Below are 25,159 nucleotides of genomic sequence, written 5' to 3'. Positions count from 1 at the left end.
AATTCAGTAACTAAAAGGTAAAAACACACTGAATTTTTAATATTAAAAGCTCAATTTCGCTTTTTCTGGATTCCCGCCTACGCGGGAATGACATACTAGCCATGCAAGAGCATCCAATTTTATTAACCTTTCAAAAAAATTTTATTAGCCTAGGCACTTTAGCTAATACTACGAGAAGAATATGTCAATAAAACTAAAACAACGATTTGTTCCACAACTTGCAGCAATGAATCATGAATTTGCGGAAGATTTCTCTAAAATGCTTGAAACCGTTGATACAAGTCATATAAAAGAAAAAACGGTAGTTAAAGGTCAAGTAATCGAAATAAAAAACGATATAATTATTGTTGACGTTGGATTAAAAAATGAAGGTAGAATACCTAAGTCTGAATTTTTAGCTTTACCTGAAGTTGGGGACGTAGTTGAAGTTTTCATCGAGAAAATTGAAGGACGTAACGGCAGAACAATATTGAGCCGTGAAAAAGCAGTTAAAGAAGAATTATGGGGACAACTAGAAATCATGTGTTCCAAGGGCGAATTTGTCGACGGTACGATTTTCGGTCGTGTAAAAGGAGGCTTTACCGTGGATTTATCCGGTGTAGTAGCATTCTTACCAGGAAGCCAAGTTGACGTTAGACCTATTAAAGATCCTACTTCTATAATGAATATCAAGCAACCGTTTAAAATTTTAAGTATGGATAAAAAGCTTGGTAATATAGTAGTTTCAAGAAGAGCTATTTTAGAAGAATCACGTTCCGAAGCTAGAGATGAGATGCTATCTAAAATTAAAGAAGGCATGGTATTAGAAGGAACCGTAAAAAATATTACTGATTACGGTGCGTTTATCGATCTTGGAAGTGTTGACGGTTTATTACATTTAACCGATATTTCTTGGGGAAGAGTTAACCATCCTTCAGAAGTGTTAGACTTTAACCAAAAGGTTAAAGTAATGGTTATTAAGTTTGATGAAAAAACCAAAAGAATATCACTCGGTATAAAACAACTTGATTCTAACCCATGGGAAGCAATTAAAGAAGAATTCCCCGTCGGTAAACAAATGACCGGTAAAGTTACAAATTTTGCTGATTACGGCGTATTTATAGAATTAAAAGACGGGCTTGAGGGACTTGTTCATTCAAGCGAAATTAGTTGGTTAAAATCTAATCCAAATCCTAGAAAAACGCTAACTATAGGGCAAGAAGTAGACTTCGTAGTTTTAGAGGTCGATACTGAAAAGCATCGTGTTTCTTTAAGTATTAAACAATGCCAAGAAAATCCTTTAACAAAGTTCGCTGAAAATAATCCTGTCGGTACTATAATTAAAGCACCGATTAGAAATATTACGGATTTCGGTATTTTTGTTGCACTCGGTAATAATATGGACGGCATGATTCATGAAGGTGATATTAGCTGGGAAGATAAAGGAACGGATCTATTAAAATCATACAAAAAAGGTGACGAAATAGAATGCAAAGTTCTAGCCATTAATATTGAAAAAGAACAAGTTAGTTTAGGTATAAAACAATTGTCGCCGAATCCATATCAAGAAATCAGTGATGAATATAAAAAAGGCACCATAGTTAAAGCCCTTATAACAGCAGTTAAAGATGAGGGACTCGAAGTATTATTAAACGATAAAGTAGCAGGTTTTATTAAAAGAACTGAACTATCGGATGAAAAAGACGAGCAGAAGCCTGAAATGTTTCAAATAGACAAAGAAATAGAAGCCAAAGTTGTTTCTATCGAGAAATCAACCGGTAGAATTTTATTATCGGTAAAAGCTCATAAAATAGCAGAACGTCAAAAAGCTCTCAAAGAATATGGTTCTAGTGATAATACTACCAATATGGGAGATATACTTGCTAATGCTTTAGAAGATAAGAAGTAATAATCTATTATAAGTCATTGCGAGGAGAAACTGTAAGTTTCAACGAAGCAATCTCAGGAGTTCTATGCTACTTCATGAGATTGCCACGTCGGTTATTAAAATAACCTCCTCGTAATGACGAAAAACTATTTAATTAATCAATTTCAGGAGAAAATATTAATGTCGTATGTACCGATAGTAATTGAACCAACATCACGCGGTGAGCGTGCTTATGATATATATTCAAGATTGCTAAAAGAACGTATAATCTTTGTATGTAGTACTGTTGAAGATCATATGGCAAACTTAATTGTTGCACAATTATTGTTTCTTGAAGCAGAAAATCCTAAAAAAGATATATATATGTATATCAATTCCCCTGGAGGAGTTGTAACCGCAGGTCTTGCAATTTATGACACAATGCAATATATAAAACCTAAAGTGGCTACATTATGCATAGGTCAAGCTTGTTCTATGGGTTCACTTTTACTGTGCGGGGGCGAGAAGGGGATGCGTTATAGTTTACCTCACAGTCGTATTATGATCCATCAACCATCAGGAGGTTATAAAGGGCAAGCTACCGATATAGAAATCCACGCTCAAGAAACCCTAAAAATCAAAAGGTTACTTAACGAATTGTATAGTAAACATACTGAACAAGAGTTAAAACATATCGAAAAAAGTATGGAACGTGATAATTTCATGTCACCGGAAGAAGCAAAAAAATTTGGATTAGTAGATAATATAATGTCTTCCAGAGATGCTATGGCATTGTTAGCAAAATAAAGATTAAATTTTATAGATTTAGTTTTATTATTATAGTATAAGAGAATTAATTTGTTATAGTCAAGTCAGTGGGATTTGCACACCAGAAGCGAGGAGTTAAACCTAACCAATAGGAGAACGACGAATGACGATGCAGGCGAGTCCAAATCAATTGACTATATTGGGGTCATAGCTCAGTTGGTAGAGTGTTTGAATGGCATTCAAAAGGTCGGGGGTTCGAATCCCCCTGGCTCCACCATATCTTATTGCTATTTCAATTTATAAATACTTCACACAGTAAACATATCATAAACTAAGGACTTTTTGCTTTTCAAAAAAAATTAGATAATATTCAAATCTTATCATAATTCCTTTTTAGATTAGTTTTAACTTACTTAGTGAATTAATAAGAGGCTATAAAATGCATAAAGTAATTACACAATGATCAGAAATTAAATTAATTGGTATTACAACAGGTCGGAGAATATAAAGCTCAAAGCGGGGCATTTTAAAGGTAATACAAGTTATTTAATGATAAGCAATATATTAACATCAGCTTTACCCCACTTTCTACTTCTCATTTTTTGCTTTTTTTAAAATGTCTAGAAATGCCACATATAAAACTATGGTGGGATAAGGATATAGCATGGAGTTTAGAATTGATCGAACAAAAATACTCAAGCTATGTTATAGGGTATAAGCTAGAAAATAATGAGCCTAAAAATATACACACTTACATTATAGAAGCAGACTGTACTCCTTTACAATGCTTATGATTTTGAGCGTTCAGACCCATTAATAAACTTACCTTCAAAACTTGCAGCACTTGATTATTTCTTTAATGCTTAGGTTCTGTGGACATTTAATAGAATAATAATAATTATAAAAAATCAATTAGAAATCTTCACAGAACCTAGATATATTAATATAGATTAAGTGTAAAAAGAATTAGTGAGAAAATGCTAAAAGATCAGAATTTAGATATAGAAAGAAAGCAAGACCATATTGAAATTAATCTTACGAAAAACGTTGAATCTACACTTAAAAGCGGTTTTGAATCTATTCACTTTATTCACAATGCATTACCGGAAATTAACTACGATAGCGTAAATACAACTACTACTTTCCTCGGAAAATCTTTACAAGCACCTATCCTAATTTCTAGTATGACCGGAGGCACGACTAGAGCTAGAGATATTAACTATAGACTTGCACAGGTCGCTCAAAAAGCCGGTATTGCTATGGGGCTTGGCTCTATGCGGGTTTTGTTAACGGAACCGGATACAATCAAGACATTTGCAGTAAGGCATATAGCTCCCGATATCCCTTTACTAGCCAATATCGGTGCAGTACAGCTTAATTACGGAGTGACACCTAAAGAATGTCAATATTTAGTGGATGCTATTAAAGCCGATGCCTTAATTTTACACTTAAACGTGTTACAGGAACTGACTCAGCCGGAAGGTAATAGAAACTGGGAAAAGCTGTTACCTAAGATAAGAGAAGTGGTTAATTACCTCTCTATTCCGGTAATTGTTAAGGAAGTAGGATACGGTTTATCTAAAAAAGTTGCTGAGAGTCTTATTGACGCAGGGGTTGAGGTTCTTGATATTGCAGGGAGCGGTGGGACATCTTGGAGTCAAGTAGAGGCTTATCGTGCTACAAATTCGTTACAAAACCGTATAGCTAGTAGCTTTATTAACTGGGGAATCCCGACTTTAGATTCTCTAAAAATGGTGCGGGAAGTTTCAAAAGATATTCCGATTATTACCAGTGGCGGGTTAAAATCCGGCATTGACGGTGCAAAAGCAATTCGTATAGGAGCTAATATTTTTGGACTTGCCGGTCAATTTTTAAAAGCGGCAGATACCTCTGAAAGCTTGCTTTCCGAAGAGATACAATTGATAATCGAGCAGCTTAAAATTACCATGCTATGCACCGGATCACGCACTTTAAAAGATTTAGTAAAAGCAGAGATTAGGTTGTAGTAAAATTTATATTCATAATATATTGGCACCAAATTCAAAAATAACTCTTTCGGCCTTATAATCACTCATTTGAACAAGTTTAATTTCCTCAAGATAAATTACCTTTGGTAAATTCGTTAATGACTTTCCGCCAAAATATTAATGCCGGCTTATTTTCAAGAATAACCGCAACTTCCCATAATCTTTTATGCATTTGCCAAATTTGCTTAGCTACTTGCCTACCAACTCCTTTATTTTGAAATCTTGCTATAATAAAAAATTCCCCCATATTCCAATCGATTTTATAATGCGTTCCAACCTTATTAAGCAATATAAAACCTGCTATTTCGTCATTTAATTTAATTCAATAGGCTTTCCTATCCGTTTCTATAAAATATTTTTTGTAATTATCAGCTTCATATAAACCATCTCGTGGCAATGTCCAATCATATTCATCTGATTCAAACCCACAATAACGCGATATATCATATATATAAAACCGTACCATATTTTGGATTAGAGGGTAATCAGCAACAGTTGCAGTGGTTAAACGTATATTCTTTACAGATTCATTCTTCATAACTCTTTTCTTAAATATAATTTAGCCATTTCTCCGGAATTATGATAACCTAGCACTTCATAAAATATATGCGTACTGTCTTTAGCACATCGATAACCAGAAGTAAGATCAACGATTACGAGGCTATATTTTTTTGCTATTTCTTCTAAATATTCCATAAGCTTTTTACCTATTTGTTTTCCCCGATAATTCTCATCAATAACTAAAGCTTCAATATGAATTTTAGTTTTATCTGAGGCGAAAAGCAGCGATTTAGACCAAGCAATAAATCCAACTATTTTATTATCTAAACTAGCTAAAGCAACACCATACCCCTCACGATTTATAAAATTCTTAAAACGTGCTATTAATTCTTCTGAACCATAAGGATAGCCAAGTTGAGCCATCAAAGGTAAAATATTTGTAATATTATCAGGAGTTGCTAAACTAATATTTACACTACTCATAATTATCCTTTTTCTCTTCGTTTCTTTAACCTAGCTAAATCTTTTGGACTAGGTAAATAGCTTTTTAATTTCGTAGGTAAATTCTTCGGTTAATTTAAGTTTAAATTTACCCGTTTTTAATTCAATAACAACATAGCATTTAAGTTTAACATGATAAAAAACTAAATCTAAGTAATAATCCTCTCCTTCTAATTCTATAGGTATGGATTACCTATAAATACAAAATCTTGACCGAGTTCTAATAAAAAATCCTTAATATTATCTATTAGCTTATTTTCTAGTTCTCATTCTAAAATATTTTCTTTAATATCTAAAAATTCTAAATTATAAGGATTTTTTATAATTGATTTTGCTAAATCAGACTGCATTGCCGGTAAAGTATGTCCAAAATTATTTATACTTTTTCCTGATCTTGGGTATAAATTGCTTTTAATTTGCAAGGTTAGTACGTTACGTGACCAATCGTTTTCTATAGTTTTGTGTGCATACATACCCAAGCCTTTCAGTATGATTTTTAACTTTTGAGACAATGACTATATGATATCCCCAGGGAATTTCTCCAACAGGCTGTTGGGGGATTTGTTCATCGTTATATTCTTCAGCAAATTGCCTCATATAAGAAATATTTTCTATAACTTTTGCTCCCCACTTCTCAAGCTTTTGACGTTTAATTATTTGAAAACCAATATTTCAATATAGTTTTATCAATTCTTTATTTACGCTTAAATGTGCACGAATTCGTATTTGCTTGATTTCTAGCTTCAGATTCTCAATTAAATCGTAGTATGATTTGTAATCTAAAATATTATTCATTTACTCAATATTATTTGTATGCTCTAAAATCTTCTCTGCTAAAGCACTTGCCGTTAGATCACTAACATCTATTTCTAACAAATGAGAATGCGTTATATCAATTAACTCTGCGTTTCCTTCAATACTCAAAGATTTATAACACAAAACTCTATCGGGCCTTTGTATTCGTTTATTATTTTCCTCTACTGAAATAAGTAGTTTTACCGGTACAACAAGAGAGTCACGCTGCAAAGCCATATTTTCTACTTGCTTAAAAAGCTTATGATCACCTTAATTATCTTCTAAGACATTGGTTAATATTATTATATGGCTTTTCGGTTATTTAGGTATATGTTAAATATTGCTGAATATCATGGAAAGTACTAAAAAAAAACACAAAATTTCCTTTCATATATCCTTTAGTGTTTTATAATGGCATACAAAAATATACTGCTCCTTTAAATTTATGGGAATTATTTGAAAATAGTGAATTAGTAAAAGCTACTTGGATTAATGATTATCAGCTAATTAATGTTCATGAAATTCCTGATGAAAAATTGATAGAAAATACTTGGTCCGGAATTTTATAATTTTTTATGAAGCACATTCATACACGAGATTTGTTAAAGAGATGGTAAGAAATAGCAGATCTTTTACCTATATTTGCTGAGGTTAATATAGGGATTGATTATATAGAGTTAATTTTATTCTACATTTTGACCAAACGCGGTCAAAATGATATAATAGAAATAGAAAAAATACTTAAATCACAATTAATATAGCCAAAAATTTAATCACAGCTGGTGTAAAAACTGATTTAATAGCTACCTCAACCGGATTAAAGAAGGAAGAGGTTGAAAAACTTAAATAAATTACTTATACATGTATTTATTATCATTTATATTAGGAGGATTAAATGCATTACTCCGTCAATTACATTTATCAATTTGCTCTATAGAGTTTTATAAAGATGTATATAAAAACTATCAAGGGTACGGAATAAGATATGTATTTACCTTATCTTTTATTCCATCAATAATTTATTGTATTTTTATATTAAATTACATAATAACTTTAAAAGATTATTTTAACGGAATACAATCATCAAAAGTTACAGCCAACATTGAATATATTATCAATCAATTACCGGAAATTAAATATAATAATTCAAACATTTCAGTTGAAGAAGTAGAGCCTATATATTTATATAGCAAGAATAACAATAAAATAGTCGTCATTGATACAAAAAATCAAGTTTCTAACAAAGAAAAAAGCAAAATACCGTTTGTACTTGAAGAGAATAAGCTGAAGATAAATTTAATTGTAGCCAATACTAAGAAAAATTTCCCAAGTACTGTTAACTATTCTGAGATATTCAAGCAAAATGAAGTAATTTTAACTCCTGAAATAATAAAAAAATATTTTGCCGATCATTTATTATATGCACCAAATTTATTTATTTATTTCGGTATGCCGGCTATTATATTATTTTGGTTTGTAACATTCTTATTAGAGAGAAGTATTATAGTTTTGTTAGTATATAGCTTAGCTAATTTACTTACTACTAAAACTTCAATACAAACTTCTATAAGGTTAGTAATGTTTTCAAGCGGAGTCCCGATAATATTACAACCGGTTATTATTATATTAATACCGGAATTAAGCATATTATTACAGCTACTACAAATGTTTACAACTTGTTTAGTATTTGTCGCTATTTGGCAAATTCACAAGAACCTATCGCACTATATGTAAGAAAAATCAATTATCATATAATATGTGATTTTAAATCCTCAATTTACTAAAAAAACAGCCTATTATGGTTTGCAGAAGATCCGCAAGTTAAGGCATTTTCACAAGATAAAGAAGAAACAGAAGTAGACCTTATAAGAGGAAGAGTAATTAATATTTATGATAAAGGCGGCTACTTAAAGCCGGATCAATTGGTAATTCATGAACGAGAAGCTATTAAGAGCAATCTAAATTTCTTTCAACAAATTTTCGCTGCAGTAGGTCTTATAAAGGACACAAAAACAATCAAAGAAGAATTTACTTATACTATCGGCGATATACAAGGAATATTAGAGGATAACGGTCAATTTATTAATAATTCTGAAGAAATTAGAAAATTTGTTGATAAAAATAGAAATATTCAAATTGCAGATATTGACGGTATCGGTATTGGTAATTTAAATCATCAGGGTAAAATACAAATTAATTCAAAGTTTGGACTAAGTAATGAAAAAATTATTCTTTATAAGGATGGTCAATTAGCTGCTATTGCAAGAAAAGGTCCACTTATAAATCAAGAAGGAGAGCCTTTATACAAAGATAACTTAGTCCAAAAAGATAATAAAGTTTATCTAGTTGGAGATGTCAGAAGAAATATTGATACACCTTTTAGAGATCCCAAAACTAGAGCTAGAGATAATTGGAATAGATTAATAAAGAAATTTAAGCATGCTTTAATACCGGAACATGAGTTAGGAAAATTAAACGATGCAATAGTAGATTCTGTAAGAGTTAAAGTAGTTCATCCAAATCCAAAACTTGCAGAACATCATCTTCAAGAAATAGCTCAAGGTAAACAAATATGGGATGGGCATAAATTTAAAATATTACGTATGGGACCAGAAGAAAAAAATCACCAATTATTCTATGATACCTCCTCTCAAAGATTACTTGATGCTAACGGTAAAGTAGCTTCTACTATCGGTAAAGAAAGTAAAAGCATGAATAATGTTCAAGCATTTGTAATGGGAGAGGATGGAACAATTTATATGGGTACTCATAAAAATCAATATTTGCCAAATACTAAAAATCTTGTTCACGATTCATTTTTAAGTGGAAAGCCTGCGGAAGCAGCAGGAGTTATAGGTATAAATGATAGGAGAAAAATTGATTACCTTCGTAATAATAGCGGTCATTATCAACCTGAAGCTTTAGATATGTACTGTGCTGTAAAAAAATACAAGAAACTATGCCCGGTGCTTTAGATAAAAATTGTCAAATCGATATTCAAGGGCATCTACGAATACTTGTTACTGATTTTGTAAAAAATATGGAAACCAAAGTAGGTTTCAGAAAAAATGCTAAAACTCATTATGAAAAACTAAGAGAGGAAAGAATAGAGAAAATTAAAAATTATCAAACTAATTTAAAAAATATTGCCGCTTCTTCAAAACCTAAAGCTAGAAATAGAACAACAAACAGAGGGCGTGGATAATAAATTAACTATTTATAATTAAATGTCATTCCTGCGAAAGCAAGCATCCAGCTAAATGTCATACTCCAACATTGTTGCGTGGATTGGTAAAACCCATTATGTCACCTAGTTCGCTTGACCACTGGGACCATAAAAATAATTTAAAGTACTAATATTTAATTGGGTCCCGCTACAAGCTTGCGGGATGATGACAAAGCAATTTTGGATTCCCGCTTCTAGCTAGGAATGATATCGAAGGTGTTTTTTGCACCATGCAACAACATCCCTAGGCAATGTTGGATTAACACTTATTTATAATATTCTCTCCTTCTTTTCTACTGCTACTAGTTTTTACACAATTAAATTTTAGTTTATATTAACAAGCTAATTTTTTATTAAATAATATAATTATATACTTGACTAAATTACTTGGGTATTGTAGATATTAAACAATTTTAAGTTTTAATAGGTTGGTTATATGATGCTGACGACGAAAGGAAGATATGCCGTAATGGCAATACTTGAAATGGCTTCAAAATCAAGTGCCGAACCGGTCACTTTGAATGAAATGTCCGTAAAACAAAATATATCGCTTAACTATTTAGAGCAGATATTTTCTAAACTTAAAAAAGCTGATCTAGTTAAGGCTATTAGAGGATCGAAAGGTGGGTATATTTTAATCGGTAACCTAGAAGAAATAAAAATTTCCGATATTATGGACGCCGTTAACGAAAATTTTATAATGACTACCTGCTATAAGAAGTCAGTTAAAACTTGCGTGCCTGATACAATAAAATGTAATTCGCATAAATTATGGCAAGGTCTTGGTAAGCATATTAGAGATTATTTTGAAAATATCTCAATTAAAGATGCTTTAAACTCAAATTTAAATATATGATATATTTAGACCATAATGCTACTACTTTTATCGACCCTAGAGTTAAGGAATTCATAATAAGTTTAATGGACAAGGAGCTTAACCCTTCATCAGCACATAGCTCAGGTAGATTTGCTAAGAATCTCATAGAAACGGTACGCGCACAAATAGCGACGGCTCTTGGTATAACCTTATCATCTAGAGAATATGATATTACTTTTACTTCATCAGGAACTGAAGGTAATAATTTAATAATGAAAAATTTTTATGACGGCGATATTTTTATTTCAGCTATTGAACATTTATCGATCTATAACCATATAAACTACGCTCCAAATATTAAAGTTATAAGTGTTAATACGCAAGGGCTAGTTGATTTAGAACATTTAGAAGAGTTGTTAGCTCAAAGTAATACTAGTAAAAAACTAGTTTCCATAATAATGGCTAATAATGAAAGCGGAGTTTTACAAGATATAGCTGAGATAGGTAAAATAACTAAAAAATATGAGGCAAAATTTCATAGCGATTTAGTGCAAGGTTTTGGCAGAATACCAATAAATATCAAAGCATTAGGATTAGATTTTGCTACAATTTCAGGGCATAAAATAGGAGGGGGGCAGGGTGGTGCTGCTTTAATTTCTAGCTCTAATTTTCAAGTTACTCCAATGATTATAGGAGGAGGGCAGGAAAAATCAGTACGCTCAGGCACTGAAAACGTTTTAGCAATTGCAGGATTTGGTTTAGCTTCTGCATTGAGGACAGATGATATCTCAGAAAATTATATAAAAATCAAAAAGTTACAAGAAAATTTAGAGAAAAAATTAAAAAAATATCCTAATGTAAATATTGTTAGTAATAACGTAGCTAGGTTGCCTAATACTACCTTAATTACTATACCAAATACAGATGCACAAGCGAAATTAATCGGGTTTGATTTACATAATATTTGCGTAAGTTCCGGTTCTGCTTGTTCATCGGGAAAAATATCTAAATCGCATGTATTAACCAATATGGGTGTAGGGGAAGAAGAAGCAAAATCTTCGATTAGGATATCTTTAAGCCATACTAATACGGTAAGTGATATAGAGGCTTTTATAGAAGCTTTTGAGGAGATTTACGATGTCATTCCTAGCTAAAAGCTAAGTTGTTGCACGGCTCCGTTTATGTCATTCCCGCTTCTGCAGGAATGACATCGATGACTGTTTAAACTATACCAAAACATGAATTAATTTAACCATATGAACCCACAATTAAACAATTTAACCTTACCGATATATATGGATTATCAGGCGACGACTCCAATAGATCCAAGAGTAATGGAGGCAATGTTGCCTTATTTTACTACCAAGTTCGGCAATCCTCATTCACGCAGCCATTCTTTCGGTTGGGAGGCAGAAAACGCCGTTGAAGAGGCAAGGAGTATGGTAGCAAAGTTAATAGGAGCGGATACTAAAGAAATTATTTTCACTTCCGGTGCAACTGAGTCTAACAATCTTGCAATAAAGGGAATAGCAAAATTTTACAGCAATAAAAAGAATCATATTATTACCGTAGTCAGTGAACATAAATGCGTACTTGATGCTTGCAGGCATTTAGAGCAAGAAGGTATAAAAATCACATACTTACCGATTAAGCCAAATGGAATAATCGATTTAGAAACTCTAAAAAATGCCATTACCGATCAGACTATGTTAGTTTCAGTTATGATGGTTAATAATGAAATAGGTGTTGTTCAGCCTTTAAAGGAAATCGGGAAAATTTGCCGTGAAAAGGGCGTTTTTTTTCATTCCGATATTGCTCAAGGTTTTGGTAAAATTCCAATTGATGTTAACGCATTTAATATTGATCTTGCCAGTATCTCAGGGCATAAAATTTACGGTCCGAAAGGAATAGGTGCATTATATGTAAGGAAAAAACCTCGTGTGCGTGTTACACCGCTCATAAACGGTGGCGGGCAGGAGAGAGGTATGCGTTCAGGTACGCTACCGACTCCTTTAATCGTAGGGCTTGGCATGGCTGCTGAAATAGCGTATAGTGAGATGGAAAAAGATACTAAGCACGTAAATTACTTATTCGACAGATTTTTAAATAATATACATAAGCGAATTTCAGAAGTTTATTTAAACGGCGATAAAAATCAAAGATATAAAGGTAATTTAAATTTAAGCTTTGCCGGAGTTGAAGGAGAATCAATGATCCTTGCCATTAAAGATTTAGCGGTTTCCTCCGGTTCTGCTTGTACTTCTGCCTCTTTAGAACCGTCATATGTTTTACGTTCTATGGGAATCGGTGAAGAGCTTGCCCATACTGCAATTAGGTTCGGCATAGGTAGATTTACTACCGAGCAGGAAGTTGACTACGCAGTAAATTTAATATGCTCAAAAATCGATAAACTAAGGGAATTAAGCCCTCTTTGGGAAATGATGCAAGAGGGAATTGATTTGAAAAAGATTAAATGGGCTGTACATTGAGAATATCGGCATTGCGAGCAGCCGTAGGCTGCGTAGCAGTCTTGTCAAATATCCTGAGATTGCTTCGTCAAAACTTGCAGTTTTTCCTCGCAATGACGGCTCAGGTATTTACGCAAGTATAACATACAAAACTAAATTTTAGAGAATAACAATGGCTTATAGCAAAAAAGTGATAGATCATTATGAAAATCCTCGTAATGTTGGATCGCTTGATAAAGAAAATAAAAATGTTGGTACAGGACTAGTTGGAGCTCCTGCTTGCGGTGACGTTATGAAGTTACAAATCGCAGTTGATGATGACGGGATTATTACAGATGCTAAATTTAAAACATTCGGCTGCGGTTCAGCTATTGCTTCAAGTTCTTTAGTAACGGAGTGGGTTAAAGGAAGATCGGTAGACGATGCCGAGACTATTAAAAATACCGAAATAGCAAAAGAATTGTCACTTCCACCGGTCAAATTACATTGCTCACTACTTGCTGAAGATGCAATAAAAGCAGCTATAGCCGATTACAAACAGAAAAAAGAAAGCAAAAAAGACTCTTAAAATATGAAAAATGTTATTTCATTAACCGATTCTGCTGCAAAGCAAGTAAAATTGCTAATAGAAAAACGCGCCAAGCCTACCTTTGGTATTAGGGTAGGGGTTAAGTCAGGCGGTTGTGCCGGTCAGACTTATTACGTGGAATATGCCGATAGTAAAAATCAATTCGATGAAGTAGTTGAAGAAAAGGGCGTACGGATACTAATCGACCCAAAGGCATTAATGTATATTCTAGGTTCTGAAATGGACTATGTAGAGACTAAATTCAAATCCCAATTCACTTTCACCAATCCTAACGAAAAAGCTAATTGCGGCTGCGGCAAATCTTTTAGCGTGTAACACTTTAGAATCAATAAAGGTTTTAAAATATGTTTAACTGGGTTTATAATAAAATATTCTCTTATCCTTCACCTAATATTAAAAGCTTACGAAAAGCACTAGAGGAAAGAATTGATTTCTTTTCTCCGCTTTAATACAGAAGAAAAGGAAAGAAGGGCTGAAATTAGACTTATGAGAGATGCTGATATCAAAAATGATAAAAAGTCTATTCTAGAAGCAATAGTAAAAAAGGACAAATTATTTTAGAACCCTATACGGAAATACCTTTAAAAGAAAGTTGGCTATTTAATCACAAAACCCATAAATATAAAAATCTGTTAAAGGACATAACGGAGAAGAAATATTTGAAGCTTATGCTGAAAATAATACTCCTGCTGCTTATAGAATTTTTTGGTATTATGGACCAAACAAAGATAATATCACACTATTCTAGCAATTACAGCACATCCATAAAAAGTCAATTGCAGTTGACTATTACACCCATAGATTTATTTTAAGAAACATCATGCAAATCACCGGAAAATGAAATCCCCCAGCCTACTGCGATATGATTAGGATCGCGTATATTAGTATATTTAACTAAACCCTGAACAGGAGTATCATAATTTTGTGAAATTTTTGATAAAGCATCTCCTGATTTCACTGTATAAACTTTAGCGGTACGATTTGGCATATTAACTCCTAAGATTATTTTTGATAGCTTGAAAAGCTATCAATCTTTTGTTTAGAAATCAAGAGTAAAATAATTATAGTAGTTTTCACTATTGCTAAAAATCATTATTTCAGCTATGTTAAAGCTGTTTCTTTAAATTAGATTAATATGTCACAAAAATTAGGTTTCTGGGCGGTTTTTGCCTTAGTAACCGGCAGTCAAATCGGTACTAGCGTTTTTATATTGCCGTTAAGTTTAGCACCGTTCGGTATATACAGCATTTGGGGCTGGGTACTTTCATTATTCGGTGCTATGAGTATAGCACTTGTATTTTCTACCCTTTGTGCAAAATTTCCTAAAACAGGAGGTCCGCACGTTTATGTACGGGAAAATTTCGGGGATAAAATAGCTTTTTTCACCGGTTGGACTTACTGGGTTATATCCTTTGTCAGTACAAGTATAGTAGTCATTTCGGCAATAGGTTATCTAACGCCTTTTTTTAAATCACAAGCGATTTTAGACTTAATATTACAGATCATATTATTAGGTGCTATTATGGTTTTAAATTTAAAAGGTCCTGAAGTAGCAGGAAAAGCAGAGTTTTATTTAACTCTCTTAAAATTTGTTCCATTGCTTATAGTAGGTTTATGTGCTTTATCACATTTTAATATAGATAATATAACTATTGCCGAGGAAGTAGAGAATTTAAGCATTCCGAGCATTATGGGAAGAGTTGTACTTCTTACTTTTTGGGGATTTATCGGCATAGAATGTGCAACTACCACGGCAGGTGCGGTAAAAGATCCGGCAAAAACCATTCCACGAGCCATAATAGTTGGAACTTTTTGCGTAGCAGTGTTATATATTATTAATAGCATAGGTATAATGGGATTAATCCCTGCTTCTGAACTTGTCAGTGCTAAAGCTCCTTATGCCGATGCCGCTTCATTATTATTCGGGGGTAAATGGTCAAGCGTAATTACGGTTATAGCCTCGATTATATGTATAGGTACGCTCAATGCTTGGGTGCTAACTAGCGGACAGATAGCTCTTGGGCTTGCAGAAGACGGTTTATTACCGAAATTTTTTGCTAAGAAAAATAGCAATAACGCTCCAACTCACGGAATTATTGTAAGCTGCCTTGGCATTGTGCCGTTATTAGTCTTTACGGCAAATGATAATTTTGCCAAACAGATTACACAAATAATAGATTTCTCGGCAATCACATTCTTATTCGTCTATTTAATTTGTAGCTTAGCTTTTTTAAAGGTGATTTTTAGCTCAAAAGAAAATTTTTCTTATTATTATTTACTTATAGCTATAATATCGATTATCTTTTGTGCATGGGTTATCTATGAAACACCTGTTAAAACTCTGATTATAGCTAGTGCTTTTACTATCTTTGGTATTCCTTTGTATTATGGATGGTATAAATGTCATGCCCGTCTATGAGCGTTGCCTAGCTGGATGCTGAGCTGTCATTGCGAGCGACTGCAAGGAGCGTGGCAATCCAGAAAAAATAATAAAAAAATAAGTAATTTCCTTGCAATGACGGCTCAGCCAGCGGGCAAGGACATAAGAGATATAAACATGACAAAAATCCGCATTAATCTGCTTAGAAATTTATTCACAGAATATGATATAGACGGTTATATAATTCCGTCTAACGATAAATATATGAGTGAATATGTTCCAAGCTATGCAAAGAGACTTGAATATATAACAGGTTTTACTGGTTCAAACGGTATAGCTATTATATATAAAGATACAGCATTATTCTTTACTGATGGACGTTATTTAGAGCAAGCAAATAAAGAGCTGGATTTAGAGCTTTTTAAGCTTTTTGACTTAAAAGATATATCTAAGTTTGGTAAAGATGCAAAAATAGGCTATGATTCTGAATTATTTACTTATCCCACTATATCAAATTTAAAGTTCAATTTTCAGAAGATTAATGGAAATTTAGTTGATAAGATTTGGCCAAATCAGCCGCTAGAGCCAAACTCTAAAGTTTATTTGCATGATATTAAGTTGGCGGGCGTTAGTCATACTGATAAAATAAGTAAATGTCGTGAAATTTTTTTGGATTCCCGCTTTTGCAGGAATGACATAGAGGAAAGCGGGAATGACACCGAGCAATCTGCCTTAGTCATTCTCGATAGCTCCTCCATATGTTGGTTACTCAATTTGCGTGCCAGTGACGTTGCTTATACGCCTTTAATGTTTGCAAAAGTTATACTCACTTCTACACAATTATATTTGTTTATAAATCCTACAAGAATCGATGCCGAAATTATTAATGCTCGTCCTGAAATAACGATTTTACCGGAAGAAGAATTTGAAAATATTTTAAGAGATAGCGAGAATACACATCTTTCCAAACCAGCTTATAGAATTTTTATTGATGATACTATAGCATCTGTTCATATAATGGACTTAGTAGCTGATAAAAAAGTACAAAAAATTACCGATCCATGCTTAATGCTTAAAGCTTGTAAGAACGATGTAGAAATTAAGCATGCAATCGATTTGCATATTAAAGATGCAGTAGCTTTATGTGAATTTTTTGCTGATTTTTCTCAATGTCATCCCCGTGAAAACGGGGATCCAGAAAAACATAGTAACGAATTGACCGAGTATTCCCTCGGTTTAAAGCTTACAGAGCAACGAGCTAAACAAGAGGGATATGTTTCGGATAGTTTTCCTGCTATTTGCGGATTTCAGGAAAATAGTGCTATTATTCATTATAGAGCTGACCAAAAAACTGCTAAAAAAATTGAAGGGCAGGGGATATTACTGATAGATTCCGGCGGTCAGTATCAAGGTGCTACTACCGATATAACTAGAACAATAGTAATAGGTACACCGACAGATGAGCAGAAAAAGCGTTATACGCAAGTACTTAAAGGACATATTGCTTTAGCTAAAGCCAAATTCCCAAAAAATATCATCGCAGGAGCTAATCTTGATATACTCGCTCGGCAATATTTATGGCAAGAAATGCTAGATTATCCACACGGTACAGGGCATGGGGTAGGGAGCTTCTTAAGTGTTCACGAAGGACCGCAAAGCATAAATCTTCGTAATAAAACAATACTTAAAGCAGGTATGATCTTATCTAATGAACCGGGGTTTTATGTTCCTGGAAAATATGGTATTAGGATTGAGAATTTGATGTATGTAAAAGAAAATAATGGATGGCTTGAGTTTGAGACCTTAAGCCTAGTGCCTTATGCTAGTAAATTGACTGATATGAAACTACTTAATATTGATGAAATAAACTATATCAAGGAATATTATAACAAAATTAGAGCTAAAATTTATGATTTATTATCCACGCAAGCGAGGAATTGGCTTAATAATGAAATAAATTTATATTGTAATTGACGTTTCCGTTATTTATTGGTATAAAGTCTATACATTTCTAATTTTCTACATGGGACGTCGCCAAGTGGTAAGGCAACGGTTTTTGGTATCGTCATCGGAGGTTCGAATCCTCCCGTCCCAGCCATTCGTTATTGTTTTATAATCTATATTATGGAAAATAAGTGATAATGTATATTTCAATAGTGGTGGTGCATTCGATTGGATTTGAACCAACGACCTTTGCCTTCGGAGGGCAACGCTCTATCCAGCTGAGCTACGAATGCAAATAACTAATAAGAGCGCTCCAAAATAAATTTAATAATCGAAAACAAATAGTCTTTATAAATATTCTGAACCGGAATTTTATTTAATAACTTACTTGCTGCATTTTCTAAGTTACTCAAATAATTAACTATTTCATTGTAAATTTCATGCTTTACCATTAAGTCATGTATTTTTACAAAGTCATCTTTAGTACGCTTATCACATTTAATTATATTTTCAAGCCAAAGCTGCTTATCTTGCGCTAACTTATTATATAAAAAAATCAGCGGTAACGTAACTTTTCCTTCTAAGAAATCATCGCCAATATTTTTGCCTACCTGTTTATCATTACCCAAATAATCAAGCAAGTCATCTATAACCTGAAATATCGTACCGAGTAATTTCCCAAAGTCCTGCATATCTTTAGAAATATGGTCTACCTGCCCTGCTATAATAGCTCCAACTGCACAAGCAGTTCCAAATAGTTCGGCGGTTTTAGATTTAACTATTTGCTGATATTCGTCTATAGTTATAATACGTCGTTCATTTAACTTCACTAGCTGTACTACCTCCCCTTCGGAAATAATTGCTGAAGCTTTAGCTAGAACATTCATAGCTTTAATAGAGCCGGAAGCTACCATTAACTTAAAAGACTGACTAAAGAGGAAATCACCCACTAAAATACTTGTTTTACTGCCCCAAATAACGTTAGCCGTAGGTTTGAATCTTCTTAAAGTGCTGTCGTCTACCACATCATCATGAAGCAATGTGGCGGTGTGAATGAATTCAACGGCACTTGCGAGCTTTATATGATTATCGCCTTTATAATCAAACATTTTAGCAGTTATTATAGTTAAAAGCGGACGAATTCTTTTACCTCCTGCTTCTAGTAAATATTTACCGACCTTTTCTATTAACTCTTCATCACTTTTTAAACAGCTAATGATTAAATTGTTTAACTTAGTTACTTCATCTTTTAAATCTTGCTGTATTTTTACTATAATATTCATGGTTGGTATTTTTATAGGTTGTTCTGTCATTGCAAGAAAGAATTGAACATTTTGACTCAGCAATCTCATACCAAAACCCTGAGATTGCCACACTCCTTTCAGTTGCTTGCAATGATGATTAACGCAGTTCATCGAGTATACATTCCTCTAATATTTTTTGATTAACATTAGGAATTAACTCCATAATTTTTTCTTTTACATTTTCACCGGGTTGCACTTTTTTTACTGCTGCTTGATATAAAGATAAATAATATAAAGGTATAAGTTTATTTATATCATCTATATTACCTATTTTAGCTTTGTTTAAATCGGACAAATCAAACACATACTCAATGCTAGCATCAATTAAATTAGATGAATTCGGGTGATCAGAAATAGTTTTTAAAAATGATTTCAAAGCATTCCCGTATACTTCCTTACTCTCTTCCGAAAAATCTTTAAAATCCCCTACTCCGTATATATATGCACTTAAAACATCTATTATTCTAGAGTAATTATTAATTATTATCGTACCTTTACTGTAAGAATCTTTAAGAGCATTTACTATAGTTTCATTTGTTATATTAAATCCCGATGCGTTTGAATAGAGACTTAAAGCATTTATCTGTGCTCTAGTTAATTTGTTTAATTCAGTTACTAAATTAATATTTAAATTAAAATTATATTCCCTATCTTCAAAAATACTAAAATTATATTGTTTATTATTATTTAAAATATAGCTTAGTTCATTATTAAAATCTTTATATAGCTTATTATCAGAAAGTTTAAATAAATAGGTTTGCTTATCGTAATATTTCTTTATAAATTCTAATGAACCTATTATAAAACCAGGTTTTAGCTTAAATTGCGAATCTACCAAAAGATCAATATTATTATTGCCGAAATCGTTTAACTTACCTTTATATAATAAATTAATATTATTTTCAAAGTTATTACTATTGATTTTTGCATTAGTAACTTCAATTGTTAAATCTTTAGCAATATCTTTAAAATGCACACTACTAGTACTAATCAAGAAATTACCGGAAAATTTGAAATTATTATTCCAAGCGGGTCTATATAATAATAAGCCGGCAGGTATTATTCTATCTTCAAGGTTACTTTGTACTATTTCGGTTTCATAATAAATTGCTAATTTTTGCGGTATGTTATTAAGGAAATCCTGTTTACTTGTATAATACTTACTTTTGTCAAATAACATAGTAAGTATAGTATGATCTTCTTCATATAATTTTTGATTATCGACTAAGTCAAAAATTTTTGTTTTACCGGAAGTAAATTTAATATTTTCTATTAAATTTATAACTTCAAATAAATCTTTTTTAAATCGTACTATTTCAAATAATTTAAAATTTAACGGTATTTTTGTTGATAATATACAGTTCTCATTATAAAATCTTACTCCAAAGCCTCTTTGAACCGGCTTAAATTTTCCGAATGCTTCTCCGGAAAAATGTATAAATAATTTCTGCTTAAGTAAATCATAACCGATATTTATCGGTGTGGTAAATTCAGTTACTCTATTAATACTCTCTTCTTGCCAATTAATTACTGAAATACCTAATTTGAAAGGAAAACCATATGGCTGAACTTTAGAAAACTTAATAAGATATTGCTGATTAGGATTATTATCAACCTCTTCTATATTGAGGTTGGTACCGGCATATTTTTGATTTATAGAGTGTGATAAAGAGAACATAATAGTAAACCACAACCCACTATATGCGAGTATAATAAAGATAGTTATAAATAATATTATTTTAAGAATTTTTTTCATCTTTAAATCGGTATTATAGTGTGATTTTCTGTTGTTGTATGGATAAGTTTTTGCGTCATTGCAAGGAAAAATTGAAAATTTTGACGAAACAATCTCAGGAGTTTGTTATTATTTCATGAGATTGCCACGCAGTCTACGACTGCTCCCAATGACTGGGTGGTATCCACGCAACAATGCCCGCTTGCAATGACCTTTACTTACACAGCTCTACATATTCCTTATTCAATTTTATAACGTTCCAAATCCATAAACTCATCATAACTATAAAAGTTACTAATAAATATATTATAATAGAATCAAAGGTAGCAGTCGGAATAATAATAAATATCAAAGACTGTATAAATGCTCCAAGCGATTTACCGAATTTAGTACCTATTACCTCTACGGCAGCTTTTCCCTTAGTTCTAAGCTCTAAAGATAAAGGAATATACGCCATTTCTTTTGTTGAATCGAATAATGAATATTTGGACGATTTACTCAGTATGTTCTGAATTGCTCCAACAATAATCGCTGCATATAGAAGATTGAAATCACCGAAACATTCTCCTATTTCTTCAATAAAAATTATAAAGATAAAAAACATCAAGCCGGTAATAGACAACATAATAGGAGTTAATAATGCCGAAATGAGCCAACCGAGTCTTCTAAGAATATTACTGCCTATTATCATGAAAGTAACGCATGATATCCCCATCCAAATATTAAACCTGCCCATAAAGTTAACATAGTCTATAGTGTTTGGATGTAATTCTTTTATTTTTGCTTTCCAAGGTCCTTCAACTATATTTATTAATAATCCATAACAGATTATTAATAAGGCAATACGACCTATATATTTTGAGTGAATTACTAATTTGATACTTTCAATTACCGAAAGTTTTGTTTTCATTTTAGCTGTAACTTTTTTTGCATCTAAAACATTTATGGAATCTGTTAAAATAAATCTATTTATTATTCTAAATAGAAGCATAGCAATTATTCCTGCAGTAACAATAATTGACATGATTGGCTGAAGCATTATAGCATTTCCGGCAGATGAATTAAAAGAATCCGGTAATAATTCTGAATCAATGACGTCCTGCCCGCTTGAGCAAAAGACAAGTACGCTGCCTGCTATTATAAGACCGATATTACCGACCATTCCAAGAACGGGATAGAATCTTTTAGCTTTAGAAGTATCAAAAATGTGATTGGCAAACTGCCAAAACATTAAGTTTATGACTACTGCACTCCATAATTCCGCGAAAATATACATCAGTGCATAACTCCATTGACTACCTATTTTAATAAACCATTTAAAATTAGGGTATGAAGCAATTAATTTATTTATCATTTCATCATTAGGATGATAAATATCTTGATTTGGATAAATAATATAGGCAAATAATAAGAAAAATAGTAAAAAACTGCCGACTATAATGTAGAAAATATATTCAAAATTTAAGTTATTACTAAGTTTAACATAAAGTACGGTAAAAATTACGCACGAGGGTAATACTAACCATAATTTTAAGAAGCTAATAATTTCAGCCCCCATAGAGGGTACTACTAAACTATCTTTGATAGATCTTAAAGCCCCAAAATTAAAAAGGATACATAACATCATTAAAGCCATAGGTATAAATAGCTTTAATTCTTTCCTTTCTATAGGCCACATTATTTCTTTAACTTTTTCAAAGAAAATTTTAGGCGGTAACATTTTTATTGTAACCTTACATATTAAAGTTAACTTTTAAATCTCTTAAGTGCTAAAGTCAATTAAAATCATTAATTTATACTACTCCAAGGTATTATTTCTTTATATCGCCAGTAATATTTTGTGATCTTATCTAATTTGTCCCGATTTGTCTTCCATAATTCCTGCTTATCGGTAGTCCATGGCTTAGGTCCTGCATAGTGTAAAATGAAATAAGAAAAATAAGGGCTTTGAGTCTCAAAATATGTAAAACAGTTCCATCTCATCGATAAGATTTAATAAATCTTGGTTAGGAAAAGAAACATCACATTTTGACTAATGAGCTATATTTCTCTTACATTCTTTTGTCACTTTATGACTAATCTATGGGAGTTATTTGAAAACAGTGAACTTGTAAAAAATACATATGGATTAATGATTATCAGTTAATTAATGTTCAAAATATTTCTGATGAAAAATTAAAAGAAAAAGCTTGGTCTGGAATCTTGCAGTTTTTTTTAAAACATATCCACAAACGAGATTTATTAAAGAGATGGAAAGAAGTAGCTGATCTTTTACCAGAATTTATTAAAGTTAATATCGGTATAGATTATATAGAGCTAATTTTGTCCTCTACACCTTGAATCAGATTAGGGACAATGATAAAATAGAAATAGAAAAAATACTTAAATCGCATTTAAACCCTGCATTAGGAGGAAACCTTATGAATAGCTTAGCTCATAGCTGGAAACAAGCAGGTATTGAAGAAGGTAGAAAAAAAGAGAAAATTACTATGGCTAAAGAAATGAAAAAAGAAGGGCTTTCTTTAGAAACTATTATGACAATAACAAAATTAGATAAGAAAGATATTGAGAAATTAAAATAACATGATTACATTACATGCCGCAAATAAACAGAAGACTCACATTTTTGCATATTAAGCTTATAGGAACTTAGAGCTAAAGGCATATATACTCGATCAACTTCAAAAAGAGCAAGAAGTCTATAAATTCATGTTAAATAACTCTCGTTTATGTATTATTTGGTTGTTTGGGCTTATTAGCGGTTTTAATCTAATGATTACCGGTAATACTTTAAATTATTGGCTTGCTAAAGAAGGTATAGCACTGCAAACAATCGGTATATTATCATTCATAACGCTTCCCTACTCTATTAATTTCTTGTTAGCACCGATTTTTGATGCAGTGCAAATTAAATATTTAAACAAAATATTCGGTCATAGATTATCTTGGATTTGCTTAACTAGTAGTGCATTGATATTTCTTATATATATTTTCAGCTTTCTAGATCCTAGTACTAATCTATTATTATTTGCTTTCACGGCTTTAATTATTTCTTTTTTTAGTGCTGCACAAGATACTATATTAAGTGCTTTAAGAACGGAAATAGTACCTAAAGAATCGCTTGGGTTTACTTCAGGAATATACATATTCGGTTATCGGATCGGTATGCTTTTAGCCGGTTCTGGAGCTATTTATTTATCTATTTATTTAACATTTAATGAAATATATAAAATCTTTGCCGGTTTAGTATTTATTTATTTAATTTTATTGATTGTAGGAATTAAGTATTGTTATTTAAACGAGAACATACATATACAGATAATCAAGAATGATATAAAAAATAATCAAAATAAAAAAAACATAATAAATTTTATATATAATGCGTTAAAACCTATAGGTTCTGTTTATTTCATTATTCTTATATTAATTTTCCTAGTATTATATAGGTTACCGGATAACTTAATTAATGTTATGATTAATCCGTTTTTGCTTCATCTTGAGTATGATGCTTTTGAAATAGCAAGCGTTGGAAAGTTTTGTGGAGTTGTAGGAGCTATAATCGGTGGACTTGTCGGCGGGGTTATTATGAAACATAAAAATATATTAAATAGTATATTTTTATTTGGTATTATTCATGCTTTAGGACATATTTTATTTATTTTTCTTGAAATAAACGGTAAAAATTCTTTATTATTATTTATTACGATAGGAATAGCAAGTATTACCGGTGGTATGACAATGACTGCTTATATCGCTTTTATTTCTGCACTCTGTCAAGGTAAATTTCGAGCTACTCAATATTCTTTTCTTTCATCGATGATGGGGATTTCGCGCTCAATTTTTCCTATAATTTCAGGCTATATGGTAGTAAATTTCGGTTGGCAAAATTTCTTTTTATTTACTACTATTATAACTATTCCGTCTTTATTAATATTATTAAAAATAAAAACTAAATTACAATAATGAATGATATATATTAAGTATAATATTTTTAATACCGTATTTTGCTATTTCTTCCATTATACCAAGTATTTTTATATTAAATCAAAGTGCAAAATATCGTAGCTTCAAAAAAGCTCTACCTAGTGTAATTGTTACTTCGATATGTTATAATATACTTATACATATAATCGTTTTCAATCATGATTTCTTCTTTATTTTTATGATTTGGTATATAGCAATACCTTTTTTCATAATTGGATTTATTTTTCTAATCTGTATGGAATATAATACTTGGAATCAATCATATTTTAATTTA

Annotated in this window: 28 protein-coding genes, 3 tRNA genes and 2 pseudogenes; 20 read left to right on the top strand and 13 right to left on the bottom strand. The window is 31.8% G+C overall.

The window, feature by feature from the left end; genetic code table 11:
* Nucleotides 1-181 precede the first annotated feature (181 nt).
* The 5 genes from RSIB_RS00055 to fni all read left to right on the top strand — a co-directional run bounded on the left by RSIB_RS00055 (nt 182) and on the right by fni (nt 4,620).
* A complete protein-coding gene (locus RSIB_RS00055; protein ID WP_004998363.1) occupies nt 182-1,888 on the top strand; it encodes a 30S ribosomal protein S1 in 1,707 nt (568 codons plus the stop codon).
* 159 nt (nt 1,889-2,047) lie between these two features.
* Nucleotides 2,048-2,653 carry an ATP-dependent Clp endopeptidase proteolytic subunit ClpP gene (gene clpP, locus RSIB_RS00060; RefSeq protein WP_004998361.1) on the top strand — a complete coding sequence of 202 codons (606 nt, stop codon included), beginning with the start codon at nt 2,048-2,050 and terminating at the stop codon, nt 2,651-2,653.
* 162 nt (nt 2,654-2,815) lie between these two features.
* Nucleotides 2,816-2,891, top strand: a tRNA-Ala gene (locus RSIB_RS06725).
* 349 nt (nt 2,892-3,240) lie between these two features.
* Nucleotides 3,241-3,408, top strand: a complete 168-nt coding sequence (locus RSIB_RS09505; protein WP_208853721.1) for a hypothetical protein — start codon at nt 3,241-3,243, stop codon at nt 3,406-3,408.
* A 183-nt stretch (nt 3,409-3,591) separates the two neighbouring features.
* Nucleotides 3,592-4,620, top strand: a complete 1,029-nt coding sequence (gene fni, locus RSIB_RS00065; protein WP_004998356.1) for a type 2 isopentenyl-diphosphate Delta-isomerase — start codon at nt 3,592-3,594, stop codon at nt 4,618-4,620.
* A gap of 88 nt (nt 4,621-4,708) precedes the next feature.
* Here the strand turns inward: fni and RSIB_RS00070 are convergent, their stop codons facing one another.
* From RSIB_RS00070 to RSIB_RS00085, 7 genes and pseudogenes are all read right to left on the bottom strand, one after another.
* Entirely contained in the window at nt 4,709-4,930 is a 222-nt protein-coding gene (locus RSIB_RS00070) for a hypothetical protein (RefSeq protein ID WP_004998352.1), read from the bottom strand.
* A gap of 33 nt (nt 4,931-4,963) precedes the next feature.
* A complete protein-coding gene (locus RSIB_RS00075) occupies nt 4,964-5,179 on the bottom strand; it encodes a hypothetical protein (RefSeq protein WP_004998351.1) in 216 nt (71 codons plus the stop codon).
* A complete protein-coding gene (locus RSIB_RS00080; RefSeq protein WP_004998349.1) occupies nt 5,176-5,625 on the bottom strand; it encodes a GNAT family N-acetyltransferase in 450 nt (149 codons plus the stop codon). Before RSIB_RS00080 ends, RSIB_RS00075 begins: the two co-directional genes overlap by 4 nt.
* 48 nt (nt 5,626-5,673) lie before the next feature.
* On the bottom strand, nt 5,674-5,823 hold the full coding sequence (locus RSIB_RS08930; protein ID WP_231283000.1) for a PDDEXK nuclease domain-containing protein: 150 nt from the start codon (nt 5,821-5,823) through the stop codon (nt 5,674-5,676).
* Nucleotides 5,820-6,155 (bottom strand): annotated as a pseudogene (locus RSIB_RS07145) (PDDEXK nuclease domain-containing protein). The gene RSIB_RS08930 and the pseudogene RSIB_RS07145 overlap by 4 nt, the downstream one beginning before the upstream one ends.
* The gene (locus tag RSIB_RS08480) at nt 6,076-6,240 is read right to left on the bottom strand and encodes a DUF1016 N-terminal domain-containing protein (protein WP_081440506.1); all 165 of its coding nucleotides are present in this window, start codon (nt 6,238-6,240) and stop codon (nt 6,076-6,078) included. Before RSIB_RS08480 ends, RSIB_RS07145 begins: the two are co-directional and overlap by 80 nt.
* Nucleotides 6,241-6,438: 198 nt before the next feature.
* Nucleotides 6,439-6,675, bottom strand: coding sequence for a hypothetical protein (locus tag RSIB_RS00085; protein WP_004998344.1), 237 nt, complete (start codon nt 6,673-6,675; stop codon nt 6,439-6,441).
* 164 nt (nt 6,676-6,839) lie between these two features.
* Between RSIB_RS00085 and RSIB_RS10060 the strand changes: the two genes are divergently transcribed.
* The 9 genes from RSIB_RS10060 (at nt 6,840) to RSIB_RS00130 (ending at nt 13,853) form a co-directional block, all read left to right on the top strand.
* A complete protein-coding gene (locus RSIB_RS10060; protein ID WP_004998343.1) occupies nt 6,840-7,007 on the top strand; it encodes an Rpn family recombination-promoting nuclease/putative transposase in 168 nt (55 codons plus the stop codon).
* 292 nt (nt 7,008-7,299) lie between these two features.
* Nucleotides 7,300-8,172, top strand: coding sequence for a DUF1189 family protein (locus RSIB_RS00095; RefSeq protein WP_004998341.1), 873 nt, complete (start codon nt 7,300-7,302; stop codon nt 8,170-8,172).
* Between the two features lie 188 nt (nt 8,173-8,360).
* On the top strand, nt 8,361-9,413 hold the full coding sequence (locus RSIB_RS00100; RefSeq protein WP_004998338.1) for a hypothetical protein: 1,053 nt from the start codon (nt 8,361-8,363) through the stop codon (nt 9,411-9,413).
* Nucleotides 9,398-9,643 (top strand): hypothetical protein, encoded by a 246-nt coding sequence (locus tag RSIB_RS00105; RefSeq protein WP_004998335.1) that lies wholly within the window; start codon nt 9,398-9,400, stop codon nt 9,641-9,643. The genes RSIB_RS00100 and RSIB_RS00105 overlap by 16 nt, the downstream gene beginning before the upstream one ends.
* A gap of 457 nt (nt 9,644-10,100) precedes the next feature.
* Nucleotides 10,101-10,520, top strand: coding sequence for a Fe-S cluster assembly transcription factor (locus tag RSIB_RS00110; RefSeq protein ID WP_012150915.1), 420 nt, complete (start codon nt 10,101-10,103; stop codon nt 10,518-10,520).
* Nucleotides 10,517-11,635: a cysteine desulfurase family protein gene (locus tag RSIB_RS00115; protein WP_004998333.1), complete on the top strand. Its 1,119-nt coding sequence runs from the start codon at nt 10,517-10,519 to the stop codon at nt 11,633-11,635. The genes RSIB_RS00110 and RSIB_RS00115 overlap by 4 nt, the downstream gene beginning before the upstream one ends.
* 102 nt (nt 11,636-11,737) lie before the next feature.
* Nucleotides 11,738-12,970: an IscS subfamily cysteine desulfurase gene (locus tag RSIB_RS00120; RefSeq protein WP_004998331.1), complete on the top strand. Its 1,233-nt coding sequence runs from the start codon at nt 11,738-11,740 to the stop codon at nt 12,968-12,970.
* Nucleotides 12,971-13,121: 151 nt separating this feature from the next.
* Nucleotides 13,122-13,517, top strand: a complete 396-nt coding sequence (gene iscU, locus RSIB_RS00125) for a Fe-S cluster assembly scaffold IscU (protein WP_004998330.1) — start codon at nt 13,122-13,124, stop codon at nt 13,515-13,517.
* Nucleotides 13,518-13,520: 3 nt separating this feature from the next.
* A complete protein-coding gene (locus RSIB_RS00130) occupies nt 13,521-13,853 on the top strand; it encodes an iron-sulfur cluster assembly accessory protein (protein WP_004998325.1) in 333 nt (110 codons plus the stop codon).
* Nucleotides 13,854-14,346: 493 nt separating this feature from the next.
* On the opposite strand, the gene RSIB_RS00135 is transcribed toward RSIB_RS00130, so the two are convergent.
* Nucleotides 14,347-14,526 (bottom strand): LysM peptidoglycan-binding domain-containing protein, encoded by a 180-nt coding sequence (locus RSIB_RS00135; protein WP_004998323.1) that lies wholly within the window; start codon nt 14,524-14,526, stop codon nt 14,347-14,349.
* Nucleotides 14,527-14,673: 147 nt separating this feature from the next.
* Here RSIB_RS00135 and RSIB_RS00140 point away from each other — a divergent pair, with 147 nt between their 5' ends.
* The 3 genes from RSIB_RS00140 to RSIB_RS06710 all read left to right on the top strand — a co-directional run bounded on the left by RSIB_RS00140 (nt 14,674) and on the right by RSIB_RS06710 (nt 18,016).
* Nucleotides 14,674-15,957, top strand: coding sequence for an APC family permease (locus tag RSIB_RS00140; protein ID WP_004998320.1), 1,284 nt, complete (start codon nt 14,674-14,676; stop codon nt 15,955-15,957).
* A gap of 96 nt (nt 15,958-16,053) precedes the next feature.
* The gene (locus RSIB_RS00145) at nt 16,054-17,892 is read left to right on the top strand and encodes an aminopeptidase P family protein (RefSeq protein ID WP_032850908.1); all 1,839 of its coding nucleotides are present in this window, start codon (nt 16,054-16,056) and stop codon (nt 17,890-17,892) included.
* A gap of 50 nt (nt 17,893-17,942) precedes the next feature.
* A tRNA-Gln gene (locus tag RSIB_RS06710) sits at nt 17,943-18,016 on the top strand.
* A gap of 62 nt (nt 18,017-18,078) precedes the next feature.
* On the opposite strand, the gene RSIB_RS06705 is transcribed toward RSIB_RS06710, so the two are convergent.
* From RSIB_RS06705 to RSIB_RS10555, 5 genes and pseudogenes are all read right to left on the bottom strand, one after another.
* Nucleotides 18,079-18,155, bottom strand: a tRNA-Arg gene (locus RSIB_RS06705).
* A 6-nt stretch (nt 18,156-18,161) separates the two neighbouring features.
* Nucleotides 18,162-19,145 (bottom strand): polyprenyl synthetase family protein, encoded by a 984-nt coding sequence (locus RSIB_RS00150; RefSeq protein ID WP_004998315.1) that lies wholly within the window; start codon nt 19,143-19,145, stop codon nt 18,162-18,164.
* A gap of 118 nt (nt 19,146-19,263) precedes the next feature.
* Complete coding sequence (locus tag RSIB_RS00155) at nt 19,264-20,922, bottom strand: hypothetical protein (protein ID WP_004998314.1); 1,659 nt, start codon at nt 20,920-20,922, stop codon at nt 19,264-19,266.
* Nucleotides 20,923-21,115: 193 nt separating this feature from the next.
* Nucleotides 21,116-22,621 carry a nucleotide exchange transporter Tlc3 gene (gene tlc3, locus RSIB_RS00160; RefSeq protein ID WP_004998312.1) on the bottom strand — a complete coding sequence of 502 codons (1,506 nt, stop codon included), beginning with the start codon at nt 22,619-22,621 and terminating at the stop codon, nt 21,116-21,118.
* A 68-nt stretch (nt 22,622-22,689) separates the two neighbouring features.
* A pseudogene (locus tag RSIB_RS10555) lies at nt 22,690-22,933 on the bottom strand (glycosyltransferase family 8 protein); the annotation flags it as partial.
* Between the two features lie 89 nt (nt 22,934-23,022).
* Between RSIB_RS10555 and RSIB_RS09500 the strand changes: the two are divergent.
* From RSIB_RS09500 to RSIB_RS00170, 3 genes are all read left to right on the top strand, one after another.
* The gene (locus tag RSIB_RS09500; protein WP_192810437.1) at nt 23,023-23,241 is read left to right on the top strand and encodes an Rpn family recombination-promoting nuclease/putative transposase; all 219 of its coding nucleotides are present in this window, start codon (nt 23,023-23,025) and stop codon (nt 23,239-23,241) included.
* Nucleotides 23,238-23,483: an RpnC/YadD family protein gene (locus tag RSIB_RS09495; protein ID WP_004998309.1), complete on the top strand. Its 246-nt coding sequence runs from the start codon at nt 23,238-23,240 to the stop codon at nt 23,481-23,483. The genes RSIB_RS09500 and RSIB_RS09495 overlap by 4 nt, the downstream gene beginning before the upstream one ends.
* Before the next feature lie 127 nt (nt 23,484-23,610).
* Entirely contained in the window at nt 23,611-24,864 is a 1,254-nt protein-coding gene (locus RSIB_RS00170) for an AmpG family muropeptide MFS transporter (protein WP_004998306.1), read from the top strand.
* The last annotated feature ends 295 nt before the right edge of the window (nt 24,865-25,159 follow it).

Origin of the sequence: Rickettsia sibirica 246, assembly GCF_000166935.1 — a bacterium.
Lineage (GTDB): Bacteria > Pseudomonadota > Alphaproteobacteria > Rickettsiales > Rickettsiaceae > Rickettsia > Rickettsia rickettsii.
Note: the sequence above shows the minus strand (reverse complement) of the source record. Positions and strands in the feature narration are given on the sequence as shown.

Excerpts from the sequence above, each read along its gene's own strand:
- RSIB_RS00080 (WP_004998349.1), bottom strand. The coding sequence starts at position 5,625 with ATGAGTAGTGTAAATATTAGTTTAGCAACTCCTGATAATATTACAAAT.
- RSIB_RS00095 (WP_004998341.1), top strand. The coding sequence starts at position 7,300 with ATGTATTTATTATCATTTATATTAGGAGGATTAAATGCATTACTCCGT.
- RSIB_RS00110 (WP_012150915.1), top strand. The coding sequence starts at position 10,101 with ATGATGCTGACGACGAAAGGAAGATATGCCGTAATGGCAATACTTGAA.
- RSIB_RS00145 (WP_032850908.1), top strand. The coding sequence starts at position 16,054 with ATGACGGCTCAGCCAGCGGGCAAGGACATAAGAGATATAAACATGACA.
- RSIB_RS00170 (WP_004998306.1), top strand. The coding sequence starts at position 23,611 with ATGTTAAATAACTCTCGTTTATGTATTATTTGGTTGTTTGGGCTTATT.
- RSIB_RS00115 (WP_004998333.1), top strand. The coding sequence starts at position 10,517 with ATGATATATTTAGACCATAATGCTACTACTTTTATCGACCCTAGAGTT.
- RSIB_RS00105 (WP_004998335.1), top strand. The coding sequence starts at position 9,398 with ATGCCCGGTGCTTTAGATAAAAATTGTCAAATCGATATTCAAGGGCAT.
- RSIB_RS00150 (WP_004998315.1), bottom strand. The coding sequence starts at position 19,145 with ATGAATATTATAGTAAAAATACAGCAAGATTTAAAAGATGAAGTAACT.
- RSIB_RS00155 (WP_004998314.1), bottom strand. The coding sequence starts at position 20,922 with ATGAAAAAAATTCTTAAAATAATATTATTTATAACTATCTTTATTATA.
- RSIB_RS09505 (WP_208853721.1), top strand. The coding sequence starts at position 3,241 with ATGCCACATATAAAACTATGGTGGGATAAGGATATAGCATGGAGTTTA.
- RSIB_RS00130 (WP_004998325.1), top strand. The coding sequence starts at position 13,521 with ATGAAAAATGTTATTTCATTAACCGATTCTGCTGCAAAGCAAGTAAAA.
- RSIB_RS00085 (WP_004998344.1), bottom strand. The coding sequence starts at position 6,675 with ATGGCTTTGCAGCGTGACTCTCTTGTTGTACCGGTAAAACTACTTATT.
- RSIB_RS00055 (WP_004998363.1), top strand. The coding sequence starts at position 182 with ATGTCAATAAAACTAAAACAACGATTTGTTCCACAACTTGCAGCAATG.
- clpP (WP_004998361.1), top strand. The coding sequence starts at position 2,048 with ATGTCGTATGTACCGATAGTAATTGAACCAACATCACGCGGTGAGCGT.
- RSIB_RS00075 (WP_004998351.1), bottom strand. The coding sequence starts at position 5,179 with ATGAAGAATGAATCTGTAAAGAATATACGTTTAACCACTGCAACTGTT.
- RSIB_RS00140 (WP_004998320.1), top strand. The coding sequence starts at position 14,674 with ATGTCACAAAAATTAGGTTTCTGGGCGGTTTTTGCCTTAGTAACCGGC.
- iscU (WP_004998330.1), top strand. The coding sequence starts at position 13,122 with ATGGCTTATAGCAAAAAAGTGATAGATCATTATGAAAATCCTCGTAAT.
- RSIB_RS00120 (WP_004998331.1), top strand. The coding sequence starts at position 11,738 with ATGAACCCACAATTAAACAATTTAACCTTACCGATATATATGGATTAT.
- RSIB_RS08480 (WP_081440506.1), bottom strand. The coding sequence starts at position 6,240 with ATGAGGCAATTTGCTGAAGAATATAACGATGAACAAATCCCCCAACAG.
- tlc3 (WP_004998312.1), bottom strand. The coding sequence starts at position 22,621 with ATGTTACCGCCTAAAATTTTCTTTGAAAAAGTTAAAGAAATAATGTGG.
- fni (WP_004998356.1), top strand. The coding sequence starts at position 3,592 with ATGCTAAAAGATCAGAATTTAGATATAGAAAGAAAGCAAGACCATATT.
- RSIB_RS00135 (WP_004998323.1), bottom strand. The coding sequence starts at position 14,526 with ATGCCAAATCGTACCGCTAAAGTTTATACAGTGAAATCAGGAGATGCT.